This is a genomic window from Caloranaerobacter ferrireducens (assembly GCF_001730685.1).
Taxonomy (GTDB): Bacteria; Bacillota; Clostridia; order Tissierellales; family Thermohalobacteraceae; genus Caloranaerobacter; species Caloranaerobacter ferrireducens.
Genome location: NZ_MDJR01000001.1, coordinates 650,712 through 665,923, shown reverse-complemented (window position 1 = coordinate 665,923; position 15,212 = coordinate 650,712). Strand labels below are relative to the sequence as shown.

The 15,212-nt window shown below is 30.7% G+C and carries 17 protein-coding genes; 5 read left to right on the top strand and 12 right to left on the bottom strand.

What is annotated here, in order from left to right:
* Positions 1–25 precede the first annotated feature (25 nt).
* The 8 genes from BFN48_RS03220 to BFN48_RS03185 all read right to left on the bottom strand — a co-directional run bounded on the left by BFN48_RS03220 (position 26) and on the right by BFN48_RS03185 (position 9,803).
* Complete coding sequence (locus tag BFN48_RS03220) at positions 26–1,393, bottom strand: GlmL-related ornithine degradation protein (protein ID WP_069649421.1); 1,368 nt, start codon at positions 1,391–1,393, stop codon at positions 26–28.
* Positions 1,383–3,611 (bottom strand): D-ornithine 4,5-aminomutase subunit OraE, encoded by a 2,229-nt coding sequence (oraE, locus tag BFN48_RS03215; protein WP_069649420.1) that lies wholly within the window; start codon positions 3,609–3,611, stop codon positions 1,383–1,385. The genes BFN48_RS03220 and oraE overlap by 11 nt, the downstream gene beginning before the upstream one ends.
* Positions 3,611–3,976 carry an ornithine aminomutase subunit alpha gene (locus BFN48_RS03210; RefSeq protein ID WP_069649419.1) on the bottom strand — a complete coding sequence of 122 codons (366 nt, stop codon included), beginning with the start codon at positions 3,974–3,976 and terminating at the stop codon, positions 3,611–3,613. Before BFN48_RS03210 ends, oraE begins: the two co-directional genes overlap by 1 nt.
* 17 nt (positions 3,977–3,993) lie before the next feature.
* Complete coding sequence (ortB, locus tag BFN48_RS03205) at positions 3,994–5,412, bottom strand: 2-amino-4-oxopentanoate thiolase subunit OrtB (protein ID WP_069649418.1); 1,419 nt, start codon at positions 5,410–5,412, stop codon at positions 3,994–3,996.
* Positions 5,405–5,719, bottom strand: a complete 315-nt coding sequence (gene ortA / locus BFN48_RS03200; RefSeq protein WP_069649417.1) for a 2-amino-4-oxopentanoate thiolase subunit OrtA — start codon at positions 5,717–5,719, stop codon at positions 5,405–5,407. Before ortA ends, ortB begins: the two co-directional genes overlap by 8 nt.
* Positions 5,720–5,728: 9 nt before the next feature.
* Positions 5,729–6,775: a 2,4-diaminopentanoate dehydrogenase gene (ord, locus tag BFN48_RS03195; protein ID WP_069649416.1), complete on the bottom strand. Its 1,047-nt coding sequence runs from the start codon at positions 6,773–6,775 to the stop codon at positions 5,729–5,731.
* A gap of 204 nt (positions 6,776–6,979) precedes the next feature.
* On the bottom strand, positions 6,980–8,389 hold the full coding sequence (locus BFN48_RS03190) for a sigma-54 interaction domain-containing protein (protein WP_069649415.1): 1,410 nt from the start codon (positions 8,387–8,389) through the stop codon (positions 6,980–6,982).
* A gap of 184 nt (positions 8,390–8,573) precedes the next feature.
* On the bottom strand, positions 8,574–9,803 hold the full coding sequence (locus BFN48_RS03185) for a serine hydroxymethyltransferase (RefSeq protein WP_069649414.1): 1,230 nt from the start codon (positions 9,801–9,803) through the stop codon (positions 8,574–8,576).
* Positions 9,804–10,117: 314 nt separating this feature from the next.
* On the opposite strand from BFN48_RS03185, the gene BFN48_RS03180 reads away from it, so the two are divergent.
* On the top strand, positions 10,118–10,894 hold the full coding sequence (locus BFN48_RS03180; RefSeq protein ID WP_069649413.1) for a threonine/serine exporter family protein: 777 nt from the start codon (positions 10,118–10,120) through the stop codon (positions 10,892–10,894).
* 1 nt (position 10,895) lies between these two features.
* Positions 10,896–11,333: a threonine/serine exporter family protein gene (locus BFN48_RS03175; protein WP_069649412.1), complete on the top strand. Its 438-nt coding sequence runs from the start codon at positions 10,896–10,898 to the stop codon at positions 11,331–11,333.
* Between the two features lie 27 nt (positions 11,334–11,360).
* Here the strand turns inward: BFN48_RS03175 and BFN48_RS03170 are convergent, their stop codons facing one another.
* The 4 genes from BFN48_RS03170 to BFN48_RS03155 all read right to left on the bottom strand — a co-directional run bounded on the left by BFN48_RS03170 (position 11,361) and on the right by BFN48_RS03155 (position 13,748).
* On the bottom strand, positions 11,361–11,630 hold the full coding sequence (locus tag BFN48_RS03170) for a metal-sensitive transcriptional regulator (RefSeq protein ID WP_069649411.1): 270 nt from the start codon (positions 11,628–11,630) through the stop codon (positions 11,361–11,363).
* 25 nt (positions 11,631–11,655) lie between these two features.
* Positions 11,656–12,081, bottom strand: a complete 426-nt coding sequence (locus BFN48_RS03165; protein ID WP_069649410.1) for a SoxR reducing system RseC family protein — start codon at positions 12,079–12,081, stop codon at positions 11,656–11,658.
* A gap of 35 nt (positions 12,082–12,116) precedes the next feature.
* Entirely contained in the window at positions 12,117–12,872 is a 756-nt protein-coding gene (locus tag BFN48_RS03160) for a tRNA threonylcarbamoyladenosine dehydratase (RefSeq protein WP_069649409.1), read from the bottom strand.
* A 189-nt stretch (positions 12,873–13,061) separates the two neighbouring features.
* Positions 13,062–13,748 carry a Crp/Fnr family transcriptional regulator gene (locus BFN48_RS03155; RefSeq protein WP_069649408.1) on the bottom strand — a complete coding sequence of 229 codons (687 nt, stop codon included), beginning with the start codon at positions 13,746–13,748 and terminating at the stop codon, positions 13,062–13,064.
* Between the two features lie 101 nt (positions 13,749–13,849).
* On the opposite strand from BFN48_RS03155, the gene BFN48_RS03150 reads away from it, so the two are divergent.
* Genes BFN48_RS03150 through BFN48_RS03140 form a run of 3 tightly spaced genes read left to right on the top strand, consistent with a single transcriptional unit; the run spans position 13,850 to position 15,201 of the window.
* On the top strand, positions 13,850–14,173 hold the full coding sequence (locus tag BFN48_RS03150; protein ID WP_069649407.1) for a cupin domain-containing protein: 324 nt from the start codon (positions 13,850–13,852) through the stop codon (positions 14,171–14,173).
* A 3-nt stretch (positions 14,174–14,176) separates the two neighbouring features.
* The gene (locus BFN48_RS03145; RefSeq protein ID WP_069649406.1) at positions 14,177–14,659 is read left to right on the top strand and encodes a permease; all 483 of its coding nucleotides are present in this window, start codon (positions 14,177–14,179) and stop codon (positions 14,657–14,659) included.
* Entirely contained in the window at positions 14,656–15,201 is a 546-nt protein-coding gene (locus BFN48_RS03140; RefSeq protein ID WP_069649405.1) for a permease, read from the top strand. Before BFN48_RS03145 ends, BFN48_RS03140 begins: the two co-directional genes overlap by 4 nt.
* Positions 15,202–15,212 lie beyond the last annotated feature (11 nt).

Genomic DNA, 15,212 nt, shown 5'->3' with positions numbered 1-15,212 from the left:
ATTATAAAACGAGGGCAATAGCCCTCTAGTTTATTTTTAGACTTTCTTTTAATAACTTAATTGCAGCATCAGGGTATTTTTTAGACAGTACACCAAGTGAAGCCATAATATAATTATTATCTATTAAAATCTTAGCCTCTTTTGTAGGTAATAATTCATTACCTTTATTGCTAAGTGCAATCTTTCTTAAAATCTCAACTCTATTTGGTAGCCTCGTTAATGCTCCTCCAGTACCAATAATGTATTTCACATTTGTTAAATCTTTTCCTTCAGCAATAGTTTTTTTACCATTCGGGCCATATAAATGTCTAAAACGCCCACAATGTCTCTTTACAGCTGTTATAACAGCCTCTAATGTAAGTTCTTCAACTAGTCTCTTTTCTAATTCACTTTCTGGTATAGGCTTATAATTCCTCATCAAATCTGTAATAGTTTCTTCATCTACCTTAAGCTTTTCACACAGTTTATCGATACCTAATCTTTCTACAACATTATTCATATTTACATATACACCTAAATCTCCTTCAACTGTTCTCTTAGCTAAAGGTTCTGGGCTTATTAACATCCTATTTATTTCATCACTACCTTCTGTTACTGAATGTACATCAGTTGTAGCACCACCCACATCAATAGTTATTAAATCTCCTATCTCATTATATAGTAACTTTGAAGCTACCATCACTGCGCCTGGTGTTGGTATAATATTACCTGTTACCATTTCACGTACTTTTTTCATTCCTGGAGCGTTAGTTATATGTTCTTCAAACACTTCCTGAATAACTCTTCTAGTCGGCTCTATATTCAGTTGGTCAATTTTGGGGTATACATTTTCAACAATATATAGTCTTGTGTTTGTATCTTCGAAAATATCTCTAATATCGTCATGGTTTTCTATATTACCTGCATAAATAATAGGTATTTTCAAGCCTAATTCTGCAATCAACTCTGCATTATATAAAGCTGTATCTCTCTCTCCATAATCTACTCCACCTGCTATAAGAATAATATTAGGTCTTATAGCAACTAACTTCTTTAAATCACTTTTTCTTAATTTACCAGCTGTAATCTGATGAATATTAGCACCTGCTCCTAAAGCTGCTTCCTTAGCTGCTCTAACTGTCATGTCATAAACAAGTCCATGCACAGTCATTCTCAAACCGCCTGCAGCACTACTTGTAGCAAGCAATTCATCATATTCAATTTTACTAGCCCCAATATTTTTTCTTAAACTTTCAATAGCTCCTTTTAAACCAATGTTAACATCACCTTCAAGCACAGTTGTTGGAGCTTGCCCCTGCCCAACAAAAGTTGGACAGGAGCTATATATTCCATCAAATGCATTTACTACAGTTGTAGTACTACCAATTTCTGCTACTAAAACATTAATTCTCATTTCTCAATTTCTCCTTCATTTCCCTACGTTTCTTTACTAAGAAAGTAGCTACATGTACACCTTTAGTTCCTCTACCAAATCCTGCATCAACACCTTGTTCTACTGCTAGTTCATTTGAAACCTGAGTTCCACCACAAGCTATTATAACTTTATCTCTAATACCTTTTTCAATACAAAGTTCATGTAATTTTTTCATATTTTTATAATGCACGTCATCATGACTGATAATTGTTGAAGCTAAAATTGCATCTGCATCTAATTCTATAGCAGCATCTACTAATTTCTCAACAGGCACAGATGTTCCTAAGTAATGACACTCAATACCATACTTTTCAATTCCACCATGCTTAATATCTATTATTTCTCTTAATCCTACTGAATGTTCATCTTGGCCTACTGTAGCTGCAACAATTCTCATTGGCTTTGCTTCAATTTCAGCTCTTATTTCTTCATCAGACATTACTTCTGGTTTTGGTGGAATAACTAATTTGCTAGTATCGATTGTAAATGGAACTCTACCTTTTAATTCTATTCTTGTACCTTCCGCTAACTGCATGATTTCTTTATGAATAACTTCAACATCTTCTAGTCCCATTCGTTTTCCTATTTCGACAGCAGCAACTTCTGCAACCCTCTCCTCAGTTGGCAAGAATAGAGTAATCTGTATAATTCCATCACCTTGCCATTCCATTTCAGGTTTTATTTTACTAGTTTCTCTAAGTTCTCTTGTTTCTTCTAGTCTCTTATATACATTATCATTTTCATCCAACTCATCTATAAAAATGATTTTGTCTGGATTTTCAAATGTACATCCACCAATAAGTTTTGAAGGATTATCTACAGCACTTTCATCATATTGAGCTATATTATTATATCCAAAATGTGCTGTTACAGGTGCCATATAATCTTCTTCTCTTTCAACTACTGTACCAGCACCTATACCTCCATCAATTTTTCTTACTATACCATCACCGTTTCTTTCTGGATAATATCCTGAATCTACAAAGAAACCTAATTCAACAGCTTTAAAATATCCACCAACTTCTAAAATCTCTTCCATAAATAATACTGCTCTCTCTTTTAATTCTCTAACCTTACGAGCTAGCTCTCCTTCATGTCTTCTAAGCTGTACCATTTCCTTAAGACCATCCATACCAATAAGAGCTTGTTTAGCTGTATCACAAGCTTCCATATTATAAATATGCCATGGCACATTTCTACCTTCATCAGGTGTAATAGTTGATTGTATATCAGCTCTTGTTAATTTAGAAATAAGTAAGTTTAGAACATGTGTTACAGTTGCCTCTCTAGTTGATGATTCCATATATTTTGTATTCATTTGTGCTCTCATTTTATACTCTTTAAATAACTCTCTTAAAGCAACTGCATAAGGTAAATCCAATCTCATACAAGGAGCTGGTGGTGCTGTTGGTGGTACTGTTGAAAGACAAATATTTTCTTTTTTCATTCCTACTTTTACTGAAAACATTGAGTTAATAGCATGTTGAACCATAAGTTCTGGCATAACTTTCCAAGCTTTAATAGCTGTTGCATTAGCATTATGTGCACCATCTATCTGTGCCATATCTGCCCAAACCATTACTCGTTTTGCAACTGCTGCATCAACAAAAGATCTAATCATATTAATATTTCTGTAAAGGACATTATACTGAGGGTCTTGATGTGCACCATTTACTCCTTCTTCAGCAAACATAACAGCTATTTCAGGCCCTGCTACTCCACTTACATATGAATGGTAATTTATAGGTCTTCCTACTTCTTCTTCGATTATATCAAGAGCTTTCCTTTGCGCTCTAACCTGTTTTCTTGTAACAGGTATACCACCAATACCTTGTGGAGTACCCTCAATAAGACCATCAAAGTGACTCTGTCCTGCAGTCCTTATTACCATTATATGATCAGCACCATGCCAAGCTGCCATTCTCATACGTCTAATATCATCTTCAAATCTTCCAGATGCAATTTCTGTTGTTATAATACTATCAGGCTGTGGATCTATGTCATCAAAACTTTTTGCAGCAGGCAGTGGTTGACTCTGCTTTAAAGGTTCTGAAGTATCATAATACTCAAATTCACCTATTTTTCTTTTTTGTCCTGTTCCCTTTCTCCAAGTCCAACCTCTTCTCTTAGGTCTATATTTATCTAAATCTTTTAAGATATTTTCAATATTTAATTTTTCATTTGGTTTTAACTGCATTAACACTCACCTCCTCTAAAAATGCTAACAACTTCATCCCACATTTCTCCTTCAGCAAGTTTCAAACCAGCTTCACGGATATCCATACCTTTTTCTTTAGCAAGTCTATATACTAAGTGTCCTGCACCTTTACCTAATAATCCTCTATCAACCGCTCCTTCAACAATAGCTTTAGCTTCTAAACTTGAAAAGCCCATTCTTAATAGTACAGATCTTTCAATTGAAGGAGAAGTATGCTTGTATGCTAACTCTATTAAAGGATCAACTATTTTCTCTGCTAATTCCCAAAATCTTTTTTCTAATTCTTCTTCTGTTAAATCTTTTAAATGCTGTCTTCTAGTTTCAAAATCATCTGGTCTTTTCATAAATGCACCTCCAATAATTAGTATTTAACTCCCAATTCATCTAAAATTTGTTTTACAAATTCCTCATTTGATTTTGTATCTTCTACAAGAAAATCTATATCTTCTTTAGTTAGATAATCAATTTTTGTTGTTTCAATACAATTTTTAATATACGATTTCTTAATTTTATCAAGATCTAAATCCCTAGCCTTTATTTGACTTGGATGACTTGGTAAAATAATATTTTTTCCAGGTACTTCCTCATCTGGATTGCCAATAATAATATCTACACCATTCTCCTTGGCAAATGTCAATTGAGGCTGAATATGTTTTCCAGCGCCTGTATATTCAGTTTCTTGTGCAACTATAATTTGGTCTTCATCTAACTCTTGAGCTAATGCAAAAGCAGCAGCTAAAGATGTGTTCCCAGCAGGACCCCTTTCTAATCCTTCCAATTGTGCCAATGCTTCAGTAATATAAAACACTTCTCCTTGATTTACAGTCACATATCTATCCATATATCTTAAAGGTCTCGCTGCAGATCTAGGTACATCTGACCTATCAGGCCATGTAGCAAAAGGTATACCAAATCCTGTATGTCCAGTAGTAAATGATTTTCTATTAAATTGTGTATCACTAGCCATATGAAGTCCTTTTAAGTTTACGCTTGCTCCTACTATTTTTACATCATAAGCTCCAGCTTTTATAAGTCCTCTAGCAGTACCTGTTAAGTTACCGCCTCCTGCATTTGTTGCAACAACAACATCTGGATCTCTACCCACTAACTCTCTAAATTGCATTGCTAATTCATAACCTAAAGTTTCTACTCCTGCAATCCCAAAAGGTGTATACAATGATGCATTAAAATAACCTGTTTCCTCTAGTAATTTTAAAAATGTGTAGAATAATTCTGGTCCTACTGTCAACTGTACTACTTCAGCACCATATGCTTCACATTTTCTTGCTTTTTCTATTATTTCAGGTTGACCAATACCTCTTGAATCATAGCACTCCTGAACTATTATACATTTAAGGCCCTTCATTGCTGCTTGACTCGCAACTGCTGCACCGTAATTACCACTTGTAGCTGCTATAACACCTTTATAGCCTTTCCTTTTAGCATGATAAATACTTGTTGCAGCTCTTCTAGCTTTGAAACTACCAGAAGGATTACATGCTTCATCTTTAATAAATATTCTAGCTCCCTTACCCTTAGGTGCTAATTTTCTAGCTAATGCTGTTAAATTTTTCAATTCATATATAGGGGTATTTCCTACTCCTGTTTCACTTTGTATTCTTTGTATTTCTTGTAGACTATAACCAGTTTCTCTCATCATTCTTTCATAATCGAACGCTATGCCTTTGCTTTCGAAACGTTCATAATCAATACCAACAGCTTTTTTCATTATTTCATTTTTTCTAGACATAACACCTTGATAACTCATATCTCTATTCATTATCTTCACCGTCCTCAAGGATACCACGCAATTGTCTACCGATAAACATTAATTCAGGTATACATTTTCCATAATCGTGGTTATAGTATGGATTTATTTCTACTAACTTACCTTTAATTTTTCTGCCAATATAAGTTTCTATTTCTACTTCATCACCAATTTTAGCTTCCTCATTTAATAAAAAACCTTTAACCCACATTTCTAAAGGAACTTTCTTAGTATCGTCAGGAACTTGTGGAGCTCTTTCTTCAGGCTTAAGAACTACATTATAAATTCTTACCCAATCTCCTTTTTTAGCCTTATTCATATAACATCCCTACCTTTTTATAAGTTCTCTCATATCTCCCATAATTGCTCTTGGAACTGGTAAATCTAACATAGTTTTCAATCCAGGATCAGCATTAATAACATGAGGTATCATATTAACACACATAGCTATTGTACCAATACCTCCTGGAATTTCAGGTTTGATTTGCATACTAATGTTAGGTGTACCTTTTATCCAAATATAATCGCCAGTTTCTACCCCTTCTTTTTCTGGTAATATTTGCTGTGGATGTTCCATCTCAATCTTCAATTCATCACCTATATAGCCATATCCCATTTGTCTACATCCTGCTACGTTTCCAGGCTGTACTTCTGCATATTTAGTTTTTCTATATACATTTGAAATTATTGGTTCTTTAGTTTGTTCAATTTTGCTAACTTCCCAACCTATAGCATCAGCTATCATATTTATGGATTCTGGGAAACCAACATGACCAGCTAATGTACCATCTTCAACACCCTTATTAAATTCGTCTACTGTAGTTCCAACCCCTTGCTCTGTCATAACTGCTGGACCAAAAGGTGATAAATCATTAATTCTTGATGCCTTTATATGTTTAACTTCTTCACATGCACCTGTTAATGCTATAACTAATAAATCCATAATAAATCCAGGATTTATTCCTGTACCTAAAACTGTGACACCGTTTTCCTTTGCAATTTTATCCATCTCTTTGGATAATTCTGGTGACTGTGCCATTGGATACGCCATTTCTTCTGCTGTTGAAATCACGTTAATCTTCTTCTCTAAACAGAATTTTATTTTATCAAAAGCATTTTTCGTAAATGAATCTGTCGCTAGAAGAACTACATCAGCACATTTTTCAGTAATTACATCTTCTATATTTTCTTTAATAATAACTTCTGGTCTATCTCCTCTTTCTACTCCTAAAACTTCATACATACTCTTATTTACTCTTGCTTCATTTCTATCACAAACTCCTACTATCTCAACACCTTTCTTCTTAAGTAACATTTCAGCCATTCCACTTCCCATAGCACCAAAACCCCAAATTATAACTTTTACATTTTCCATAAAAACACCTCCGAATTTTATTTTTAATTTATCAACATTAGTATTATGCAATTAACCTGCCAATTTTCTTTTATTTTAAAGAAATTTTATTTTCGCTATTTTTCAACATATTTTTTTGTTAAATCAAAATTTTCTTCATATTATAAAACTATAAATAACAAAAAACGCAAATAAATTTGCATCTAGATGCAAATTTATTTGCGTTTATAATTTTATCTTATATTTTTTAATTTTATGCTGCAGGGTCTGTCGTTTAATATTCAATTTGTTTGCTGCTTTAGTAATGTTATTACCAGCTGATTTTAATGCGAATATTATTAGTTTTTTTTCAATTTCTGAGATAATTTCTGGTAATGAATTTTCTAAATTTATTTTATCTTTAATATCAATAATTTCTGTACTTTCTTCAATAATATATGAAGGAAAATGTTCTTTCTTAAGTACATGTTCGTCCTTAGATATAAAATTTATAGCTCCTTCGATTAGATTTTCTAGTTCTCTTACATTCCCAGGCCATGTATAATTTAAAAAATGTTCGTAAACGTGCTCTGATATCATCCAAACATCTTTATTAAGTTTCTTATTATATTTTCTAATAAAATAATCGCATAGTAATTTTAGATCTTCTTTTCGTTCTCTTAAGGATGGAACTTTTATTGATATAACATTCAAACGATAGTATAAATCCTTTCTTAAAGTACCTTTCTCTATAGCAATTATCGGATCTTCATTAGTAGTCGCAATTATCCTTACATCTATCGGAATATCTTTAAGACCACCTACCCTTCTAATGTACCCTTCTTGTAATACTCTTAATAGTTTAGATTGCAATGTCAAGCCCATTGAATTGATCTCATCTAATAATAAAGTTCCTCCATTAGCTTGTTCAAATAGACCTGGTCTGTCAAGTGCTCCTGTAAAGCTACCTTTTACAGTACCAAATAAAATACTTTCAAGTAAAGATTCTGGTAACGCTGCACAATTCTGCGCTATAAAAGGCTTATTTTTTCTTTTCCCACAATAATGTATACTTTGAGAAAATAGTTCCTTACCTGTTCCTGTTTCTCCATATATTAACACTGTTGAATCTGACATTGAAGCTTTTCTAGCTATATCAATTGCCTTCTTTATTTCACTACTGTTGCCTATAATATTTTCAAAAGTATATCTTTTTATGCTTGGCTTCACATTTTCTCTATCTTTCTTAAATAATTCCTGCTGCAGATCGATTACCTGTTCAGACAATGCCTTAATTTTAGTGATATCTTTAGCTATTTCTAAAGCGCCGACCTTTTCGTCATTAATAAATAGTGGAATAGTAGTATTCATTGTTGTAATCTTATTCCCTTTATAATTTAAATATGTCTGATTTCTATTAACTATTGGCCTTCCTGTATTCATAACTGTAAGTAAAGTACTTGAATTTTCATCAAGACTAGGAAATATATCTAGTATATTTTTATCTAATACTGATTCTTTGTCCAAACCTTCTAATCTAGCCATTGCATCATTATATAAGATTGTATTACCCTGATTATCTATAACATGGATACCTTCATCTATATAGTGCAAAATATTTTGCAGTACTAATTGTAATATTTTTTCTCTTATCATACTATCAACCCTTCATAAGATTAAGAATAAAATCTTCAATTAAAATAAATTGAGGAAGATTTTATTGAAATTCATTTCGAAAATTATATTTAAATTATACACAATTCAATAAGGTTCATAATTTTCTATGAATTAGCAAAAAGATACTGCATTATAATATGCAGTATCTTTTTGCTAATATTCCCTAATATAATGGAAAACTATCACATAACTTTTTAACTCTTTCTTTAATCATGTCTCTAGAATTTGATTCATCTAATGTTAAATTGATTATTTCAGCAATTTCTACCATTTGCTCCTCTTTCATTCCTCTTGTAGTAACCGCAGGTGTACCTATTCTTAAACCACTAGTAACAAAAGGACTTTCTGGATCAAAAGGTATAGTATTCTTATTAGTAGTTACTCCTACTTCATCTAACAACGCTTCAGCTTTTTTACCAGTTAACCCTTTGTTTCTTAAATCTATTAAAATTAAGTGATTATCTGTACCACCAGAAACTAATCTGAAATCTCTTTCTTTTAAACTTTCAGCTAATACACTTGCATTTTTAATTATCTGTTTTTGATATTCTTTGAAATCATCTTCAAGAGCTTCCTTGAAACTCACTGCTTTTGCTGCAATTACATGCATTAACGGACCACCTTGTAGTCCTGGGAATATAGCCTTATCAATTTTCTTTGCATACTCTTTTTTGCAAAGTATTACCCCACCTCTTGGACCTCTTAAGGTCTTATGTGTAGTAGTTGTTACAAAATCAGCATAAGGAACTGGATTTGGATGTAATCCAGCTGCTACTAAACCTGCAATATGAGCCATATCTACCATTAGATAAGCTCCAACTGCATCTGCTATTTCTCTAAACTTTTTAAAATCTATTACTCTTGGATATGCACTAGCACCTGCAACAATTAGTTTTGGTCTTTCTCTTTTAGCAATTTCCATTACTTCATCATAATCTATCATTTCTGTATCTTTATTTACTCCATAGGAAATAAAGTTAAAATATGTACCTGATATATTAACAGGACTTCCATGAGTTAAGTGGCCACCATGAGATAAACTCATACCTAAAACTTTATCGCCAGGTTCTAGTACTGCAAAATAAACTCCTAAATTTGCATTTGCTCCAGAATGAGGCTGTACATTAGCATGTTCAGCACCAAATAGCTTCTTTAATCTTTCTCTTGCCAAATCCTCAACGATATCTACAAACTCGCACCCTCCATAATATCTTTTGCCAGGATAACCTTCTGCATACTTATTTGTTAGTTGGCTGCCCATAGCCTCCATAACTTGTGGAGAAACAAAATTTTCTGAAGCTATTAGTTCTATTTTGCTACGTTGTCTGCCAATTTCCTGTTCAATAGCTTGCATCACTTCAGGATCAAAATTTCTTAAATTACTAAAATCCATATTACTTCCCCTTTCTATAATAAATTTAAATAAAGTATTGATATTTTTATTTTTTCTTATATAATATACCTTTGTAAATATATAGTGCAGTATGTTATTTAAAAAGTCTAACAAATATATTATACTAAAATATTTTCAAAATAGGAAATTTTTCAACAAATTTTTAACTTTGAACAAAATCTTTGATTTAAATAAACTAAGGAAGATTTTGATGAAATCCATTACAGAAATTATATTTTAATTATCCAAAATTTAATAAGATATATAATTCCCTATGAATTATAAAATAAACTGAAAGAAAGGTAAGTGTTATTATGGAATCATTAAACGATATCAAAAAACTACTAGTTATGGCTATTCTAGCCGGCAAAGTCATGCTCAAAAATGGTGCAGAAACTTACAGAGTTGAAGATACTATAAAAAGAATCTGTAAATCACGAAATATAGATTTTGCAGAAGCTTTTGTTACTCCTACTGGTATATTTCTGTCTGTAGAATATAAAGGAGAAGTATTAACTTATATAAAAAGAATTAAAAATATTAAATTTGATCTTAATAAAATCGCACTAGTTAACGAATTTTCAAGACAATTTGTTAATTCTAATATGTCTATCGATAAAGGTTTTGAAATACTAAATGATATTGATAACATTAAAACCTATCGTAAAAGTATAAGACTTGTATTCGGTGGATTTGCAGGTAGCTTTTTCACTTTATTATTTAAAGGAAGTTTTACAGATTTTATTTCAGCTTTTGTTATAAGTTCTACTGTAGTTTTAGTTATGGAGTACTTAAACAAAAAAAATTTTACTTTCTTTCTTTCTAATATTATAGGTGGTTGTATAGCAACAATACTATCTATTATATCTGTTACTTCAGGTTTTGGTACAAATATGGATAAAATTATTATCGGTTCTATAATGACTTTAGTGCCAGGTGTTGCAATAACTAATGCAATCAGAGACTCAATTGGTGGAGACTTTCTTTCTGGTGTTTCAAGAGGTTTAGAAGCTATAATAGTTGCATCAGCAATAGCCTTTGGCGTTGGTGCTACTTTAAAATTATTTTTTATATTGTTTGGAGGTATGTAAATTGATATATATAAAAGAATTCATTTACGCTTTCTTATCAACATTGGGTTTTTCAATTATTTTTAATATACCAAAAGATTCTATTATAAAATCAGGATTAACTGGTGCATTAGGCTGGGTAATCTATCTTTTTATAAACATCAACTACTCCTCAAAAGTTGCAGGTGCATTCTTAGGAGCTATAGCTGTTGGTATGATAGGAGAAATAATGGCTAGATTATTCAAGAAACCTGCAACTGTATATATAATACCTGGAATAGTCCCACTTGTACCAGGAGCAGGTATGTATTATACGATGCTATCAATTATAGAGAAAAATTTTATCGAAGCTGCTAATTTTGGTAGTGAAACACTATTTATAGCAGCATCTATATCAAGTGGAATTATTATTTCTACTACTTTAAATAAAACTATATTTAGTTTGAAAAAAAACTGCTAATTTTTTAGCAGTTTTTTTAAATATAATCTACTTTGTATACTTAAGCATAGTATCAATTAATTCTTCTATTACTTCATCACCTTTATTTTTATCTAGATAACCTTTAATACAATCCTTCATATAATTCTCTAAAATTAATCCTCCAACTTTATTAAGTGCAGATCTAGCTGCTGCTATTTGTATCAAAATATCGCCACAACATTTATCTTCATTAACCATACGCTGAATACCTTTTATCTGGCCTTCTATTCTTCTTAACCTAACTATAATATCATTAGTATTCTTTATAACTTCCATTTTTACCTCCTTATTTGTATTTCTATTACTTTAGAATTTTTACCATCTCAAATTTATAATTTTCATTCTTCTTAATTTTTTTATCATACAATTTTAAAATTATAAACGAAAAACCTAAAAGTAATAATCCTGTTATAAAACCTAAGTTCTCATAATTACTATACCCTAAATTTTTAAATAAATATATACTTAAACTTATTCCCAACACCATTAAAACAAGTGGTAATACATACACCAAAAATGCAGACTTTAATACTATATTCGTATTCATTCTAATTTCTACATAATCCCCTGGTTTTGCCCCTAATGTATTCTTAATGGTCATCTTTATTCCAGGTACACTACATCCACCTTTACAACTAGTACATTTATCACCACAAGAAGAAACTCTTCTTACTATAACTTCAGCTTTATCCCCATCAACCCTACTTACTAAACCTATTTGATCCACTTATTAAACCTCCTAAATATTTTATTTTAGTTTCATTACTCTTTATATCCTATTAAATCTTTCACAACCTCAGAAGCAATAATCAAACCTGCAACTGATGGAACAAAAGAAATACTTCCTGGTATTTGTCTCCTTTCTGCACAAGTTCTATCTTTATTTGGACAAATACAATCTGTCTTACAGTTGCCACCAACTAATTTTGGTTTTATAGGTTTTTCTTTCGAGTATACTACCTTTAAACTTTTTATACCTCTTCTTCTCAATTCTCTTCTCATTACCTTAGCCAACGGGCAAACAGACGTATTGTATATATCATCAACCTCTAGCATGGTAGGATTTAGCTTATTCCCTGCTCCCATACTACTTATTATAGGTATTCCTCTTTTTTTACATCTCTCTATTAAATCTAATTTAGAAGAAACCATATCTATAGCATCAACAACATAAGAATATGAGTCTGAAAGTAACATTTTGGCACTCTCAGCATTATATAATTCCTTGAAAGTTATAACTTCTGCATCAGGATTTATCTCTAACACCCTATTCCTCATTACTTCTACCTTAGGTTTTCCTATAGTTTTTCTTGTAGCATGAATCTGTCTATTTATATTAGTCAAACATATATCATCATCATCTACCAATACAAATTTACCTACACCAGCTCTAACTAAACCTTCGACTACAAAGGTACCAACTCCTCCAATACCAAAAACTGCAACAGTACTTTTTTTAAGTTTTTCTAACCCTTCTGTACCTATTAACATCTCTGTTCTTGAAAATGCATGCAACATATCTTGTAACACCTCTTTAAAATAATTCTAAATTTTAAATTATTAATGTTAATTTAATAAGCACTAAACCCTAAAATAAATAATTGCATTAATTAAATTTATCTTATTAAATAATAGCATAGTTCAATATCTTCATCAATAAAAGAATCTTCGATTCTTTATCTCTTATACTTTCTTAAAATGTATATATTAATCGTTTAAATAATTCTTAATTATATCCAAGTTCTTAATATATATTATTTTCCTATTATAATCTATCAACCCTTCTTTTTTCATTTTAGACAACTCTCTAGAAAGTGATGGTCTTTGAACTCCTAGTTTTTCAGCCCATTCTTTCTTACTCATATTCAATTTGATTTCAAGCGTATTCTGTATATAATACTGATTAACCAAAAACTCTATTATTTGCTGCCTTATAGTCTTCATAGTTACAGATTTTAATTTTGTTCCAATTATTAAGATTTTATTAGATATTGACCTTAATAACTCATTTGAAAAATTCATATCCGTATGACAAAATCTTAATACTAATTCTTTATCCATATGTAATAATGTTGTTTCTGTTTTTGCTTCAACCATCATTGGGTAGTTATTACAATCAGCAAACAGTAGATTTCCACCTATAGTATCTCCAGTTTTAAACTCTGAGACAGTCAATACTTTTCCATTTTCATCTATCGTTTTTATAGTCACAATTCCCTTAAGAATCATATCAAAACTTTTACACTTTTGATTCTGTAAATATATTATTGTTCTTTTTGGATAATCTTTAATTTTGTAATTATTTTCATTAAATAAAGTAATAATATCTTTATCTGAAAAATTCCTAAAGAATTTTGTCTTCCTTAATACTGGAATGTACTTTAGCAATTTCATATATTACCCCTCTTACAATTAGATTCGTAACATAAGTTACAGAATTATATTTATACTGAAATTATAATATATAAGTAAAAATAATGAAAGGAGGATTTGCTATGATAGAAAAAGTCTTTAACTATAATGATACTAATGAAAGGCTAATTGAAAAAATAATTGATGACGATAATGTTGTGTTAAATCACATGATACTTCCTAAAAACACAGGGTTACCTGAACATTATTCAAATTCTAATGTTTACATGATAATTGTGAGAGGTACAATGTCTATTAGTCTAAATGATAGTCCACCTCAAGAATATAGTAAAGGTAGTATATTAAATATCCCTTTTAAAACTAAAATGAATGTAAACAACTTTAATGATGAAATTCTTGAATTTTTTGTAGTAAAGGCACCAAATCCAAAAGATATGGAGAGATAAAAAATGGATCTTTTTACTATACTTTTATGGATCATTACTATTGTACTTTTTATAGTTTTTTTAGGTAAAGATAAGAAAAAAACTATTAGTTCAGTAAAAATGGCTAAAAAGCTAATGAAAAATATGATAGGTGAAATCATAGCAGTTCTATTTCTAATTGGGTTAATTTTAACATTTATTCCCCCACATATTATAAAAGACTTTATGGGAAGTTCAAAAGTAGTATTATCTACTATTGTTTCTGCTTTAATAGGTAGTATAACATTAATTCCAGCTTTTGTTGCTTTTCCTCTAGTTGGCTCTTTAGTTGACAGAGGCGCAAGTATAATTCCTATAGCATCTTTTTTAACTACTTTAACAATGGTTGGAATCGTTACGTTTCCTTTAGAAAAGAAAAACTTTGGTACAAAATTTGCAGTAATAAGAAATACTTTAAGCTTTATATTTGCTCTATTTATTTCTTTCTTAATGGGGGTACTAATATGAATAACATTTTAGTAAAAATCAAAAAAAATAAACTATTAACTCTTGTCAGCTTAACCTATTTAGTACTATTTTTAGTAAATACAGATAAAGCTATCTTATCAGTAAAAAATAGTATGTACTATGTAAAAGAAATGTTAGAAATAATGCCTGCAATTTTTGTTATAACAGCTCTAATCGAAAAAAATGTTCCTAAAAATGTTATATTAAATAATCTAGGAAAAAATTCAGGAATTAAAGGTATTGTACTCTCATTTATTCTTGGGAGTTTTTCAGCAGGACCTATATATGCTGCATTTCCTATATGCAAAACTTTAATTAAAAAAGGAGCTAGTATTTCAAACATAGTAATAATACTAAGCTCATGGGCTGTTATCAAAGTTCCTATGTTGTTAAACGAAGCAAAGTTTTTAGGAATTAAATTTATGTTTTTAAGATGGATTCTAACTATAATTTCAATTTTATGTATGTCTTATTTAGTTTCATTACTTGTTGAACATGCTAACACTCCAAATACAGAGAAGAAAATAATTGAATTAAGCTAAAATAAGCTGGG

Bases quoted from the DNA above. Each gene is read 5' to 3' on its own strand.
- BFN48_RS03220 (WP_069649421.1), bottom strand. From the start codon at position 1,393: ATGAGAATTAATGTTTTAGTAGCAGAAATTGGTAGTACTACAACTGTA.
- oraE (WP_069649420.1), bottom strand. From the start codon at position 3,611: ATGCAGTTAAAACCAAATGAAAAATTAAATATTGAAAATATCTTAAAA.
- BFN48_RS03210 (WP_069649419.1), bottom strand. From the start codon at position 3,976: ATGAAAAGACCAGATGATTTTGAAACTAGAAGACAGCATTTAAAAGAT.
- ortB (WP_069649418.1), bottom strand. From the start codon at position 5,412: ATGAATAGAGATATGAGTTATCAAGGTGTTATGTCTAGAAAAAATGAA.
- ortA (WP_069649417.1), bottom strand. From the start codon at position 5,719: ATGAATAAGGCTAAAAAAGGAGATTGGGTAAGAATTTATAATGTAGTT.
- ord (WP_069649416.1), bottom strand. From the start codon at position 6,775: ATGGAAAATGTAAAAGTTATAATTTGGGGTTTTGGTGCTATGGGAAGT.
- BFN48_RS03190 (WP_069649415.1), bottom strand. From the start codon at position 8,389: ATGATAAGAGAAAAAATATTACAATTAGTACTGCAAAATATTTTGCAC.
- BFN48_RS03185 (WP_069649414.1), bottom strand. From the start codon at position 9,803: ATGGATTTTAGTAATTTAAGAAATTTTGATCCTGAAGTGATGCAAGCT.
- BFN48_RS03180 (WP_069649413.1), top strand. From the start codon at position 10,118: ATGGAATCATTAAACGATATCAAAAAACTACTAGTTATGGCTATTCTA.
- BFN48_RS03170 (WP_069649411.1), bottom strand. From the start codon at position 11,630: ATGGAAGTTATAAAGAATACTAATGATATTATAGTTAGGTTAAGAAGA.
- BFN48_RS03160 (WP_069649409.1), bottom strand. From the start codon at position 12,872: ATGTTGCATGCATTTTCAAGAACAGAGATGTTAATAGGTACAGAAGGG.
- BFN48_RS03155 (WP_069649408.1), bottom strand. From the start codon at position 13,748: ATGAAATTGCTAAAGTACATTCCAGTATTAAGGAAGACAAAATTCTTT.
- BFN48_RS03150 (WP_069649407.1), top strand. From the start codon at position 13,850: ATGATAGAAAAAGTCTTTAACTATAATGATACTAATGAAAGGCTAATT.
- BFN48_RS03145 (WP_069649406.1), top strand. From the start codon at position 14,177: ATGGATCTTTTTACTATACTTTTATGGATCATTACTATTGTACTTTTT.
- BFN48_RS03140 (WP_069649405.1), top strand. From the start codon at position 14,656: ATGAATAACATTTTAGTAAAAATCAAAAAAAATAAACTATTAACTCTT.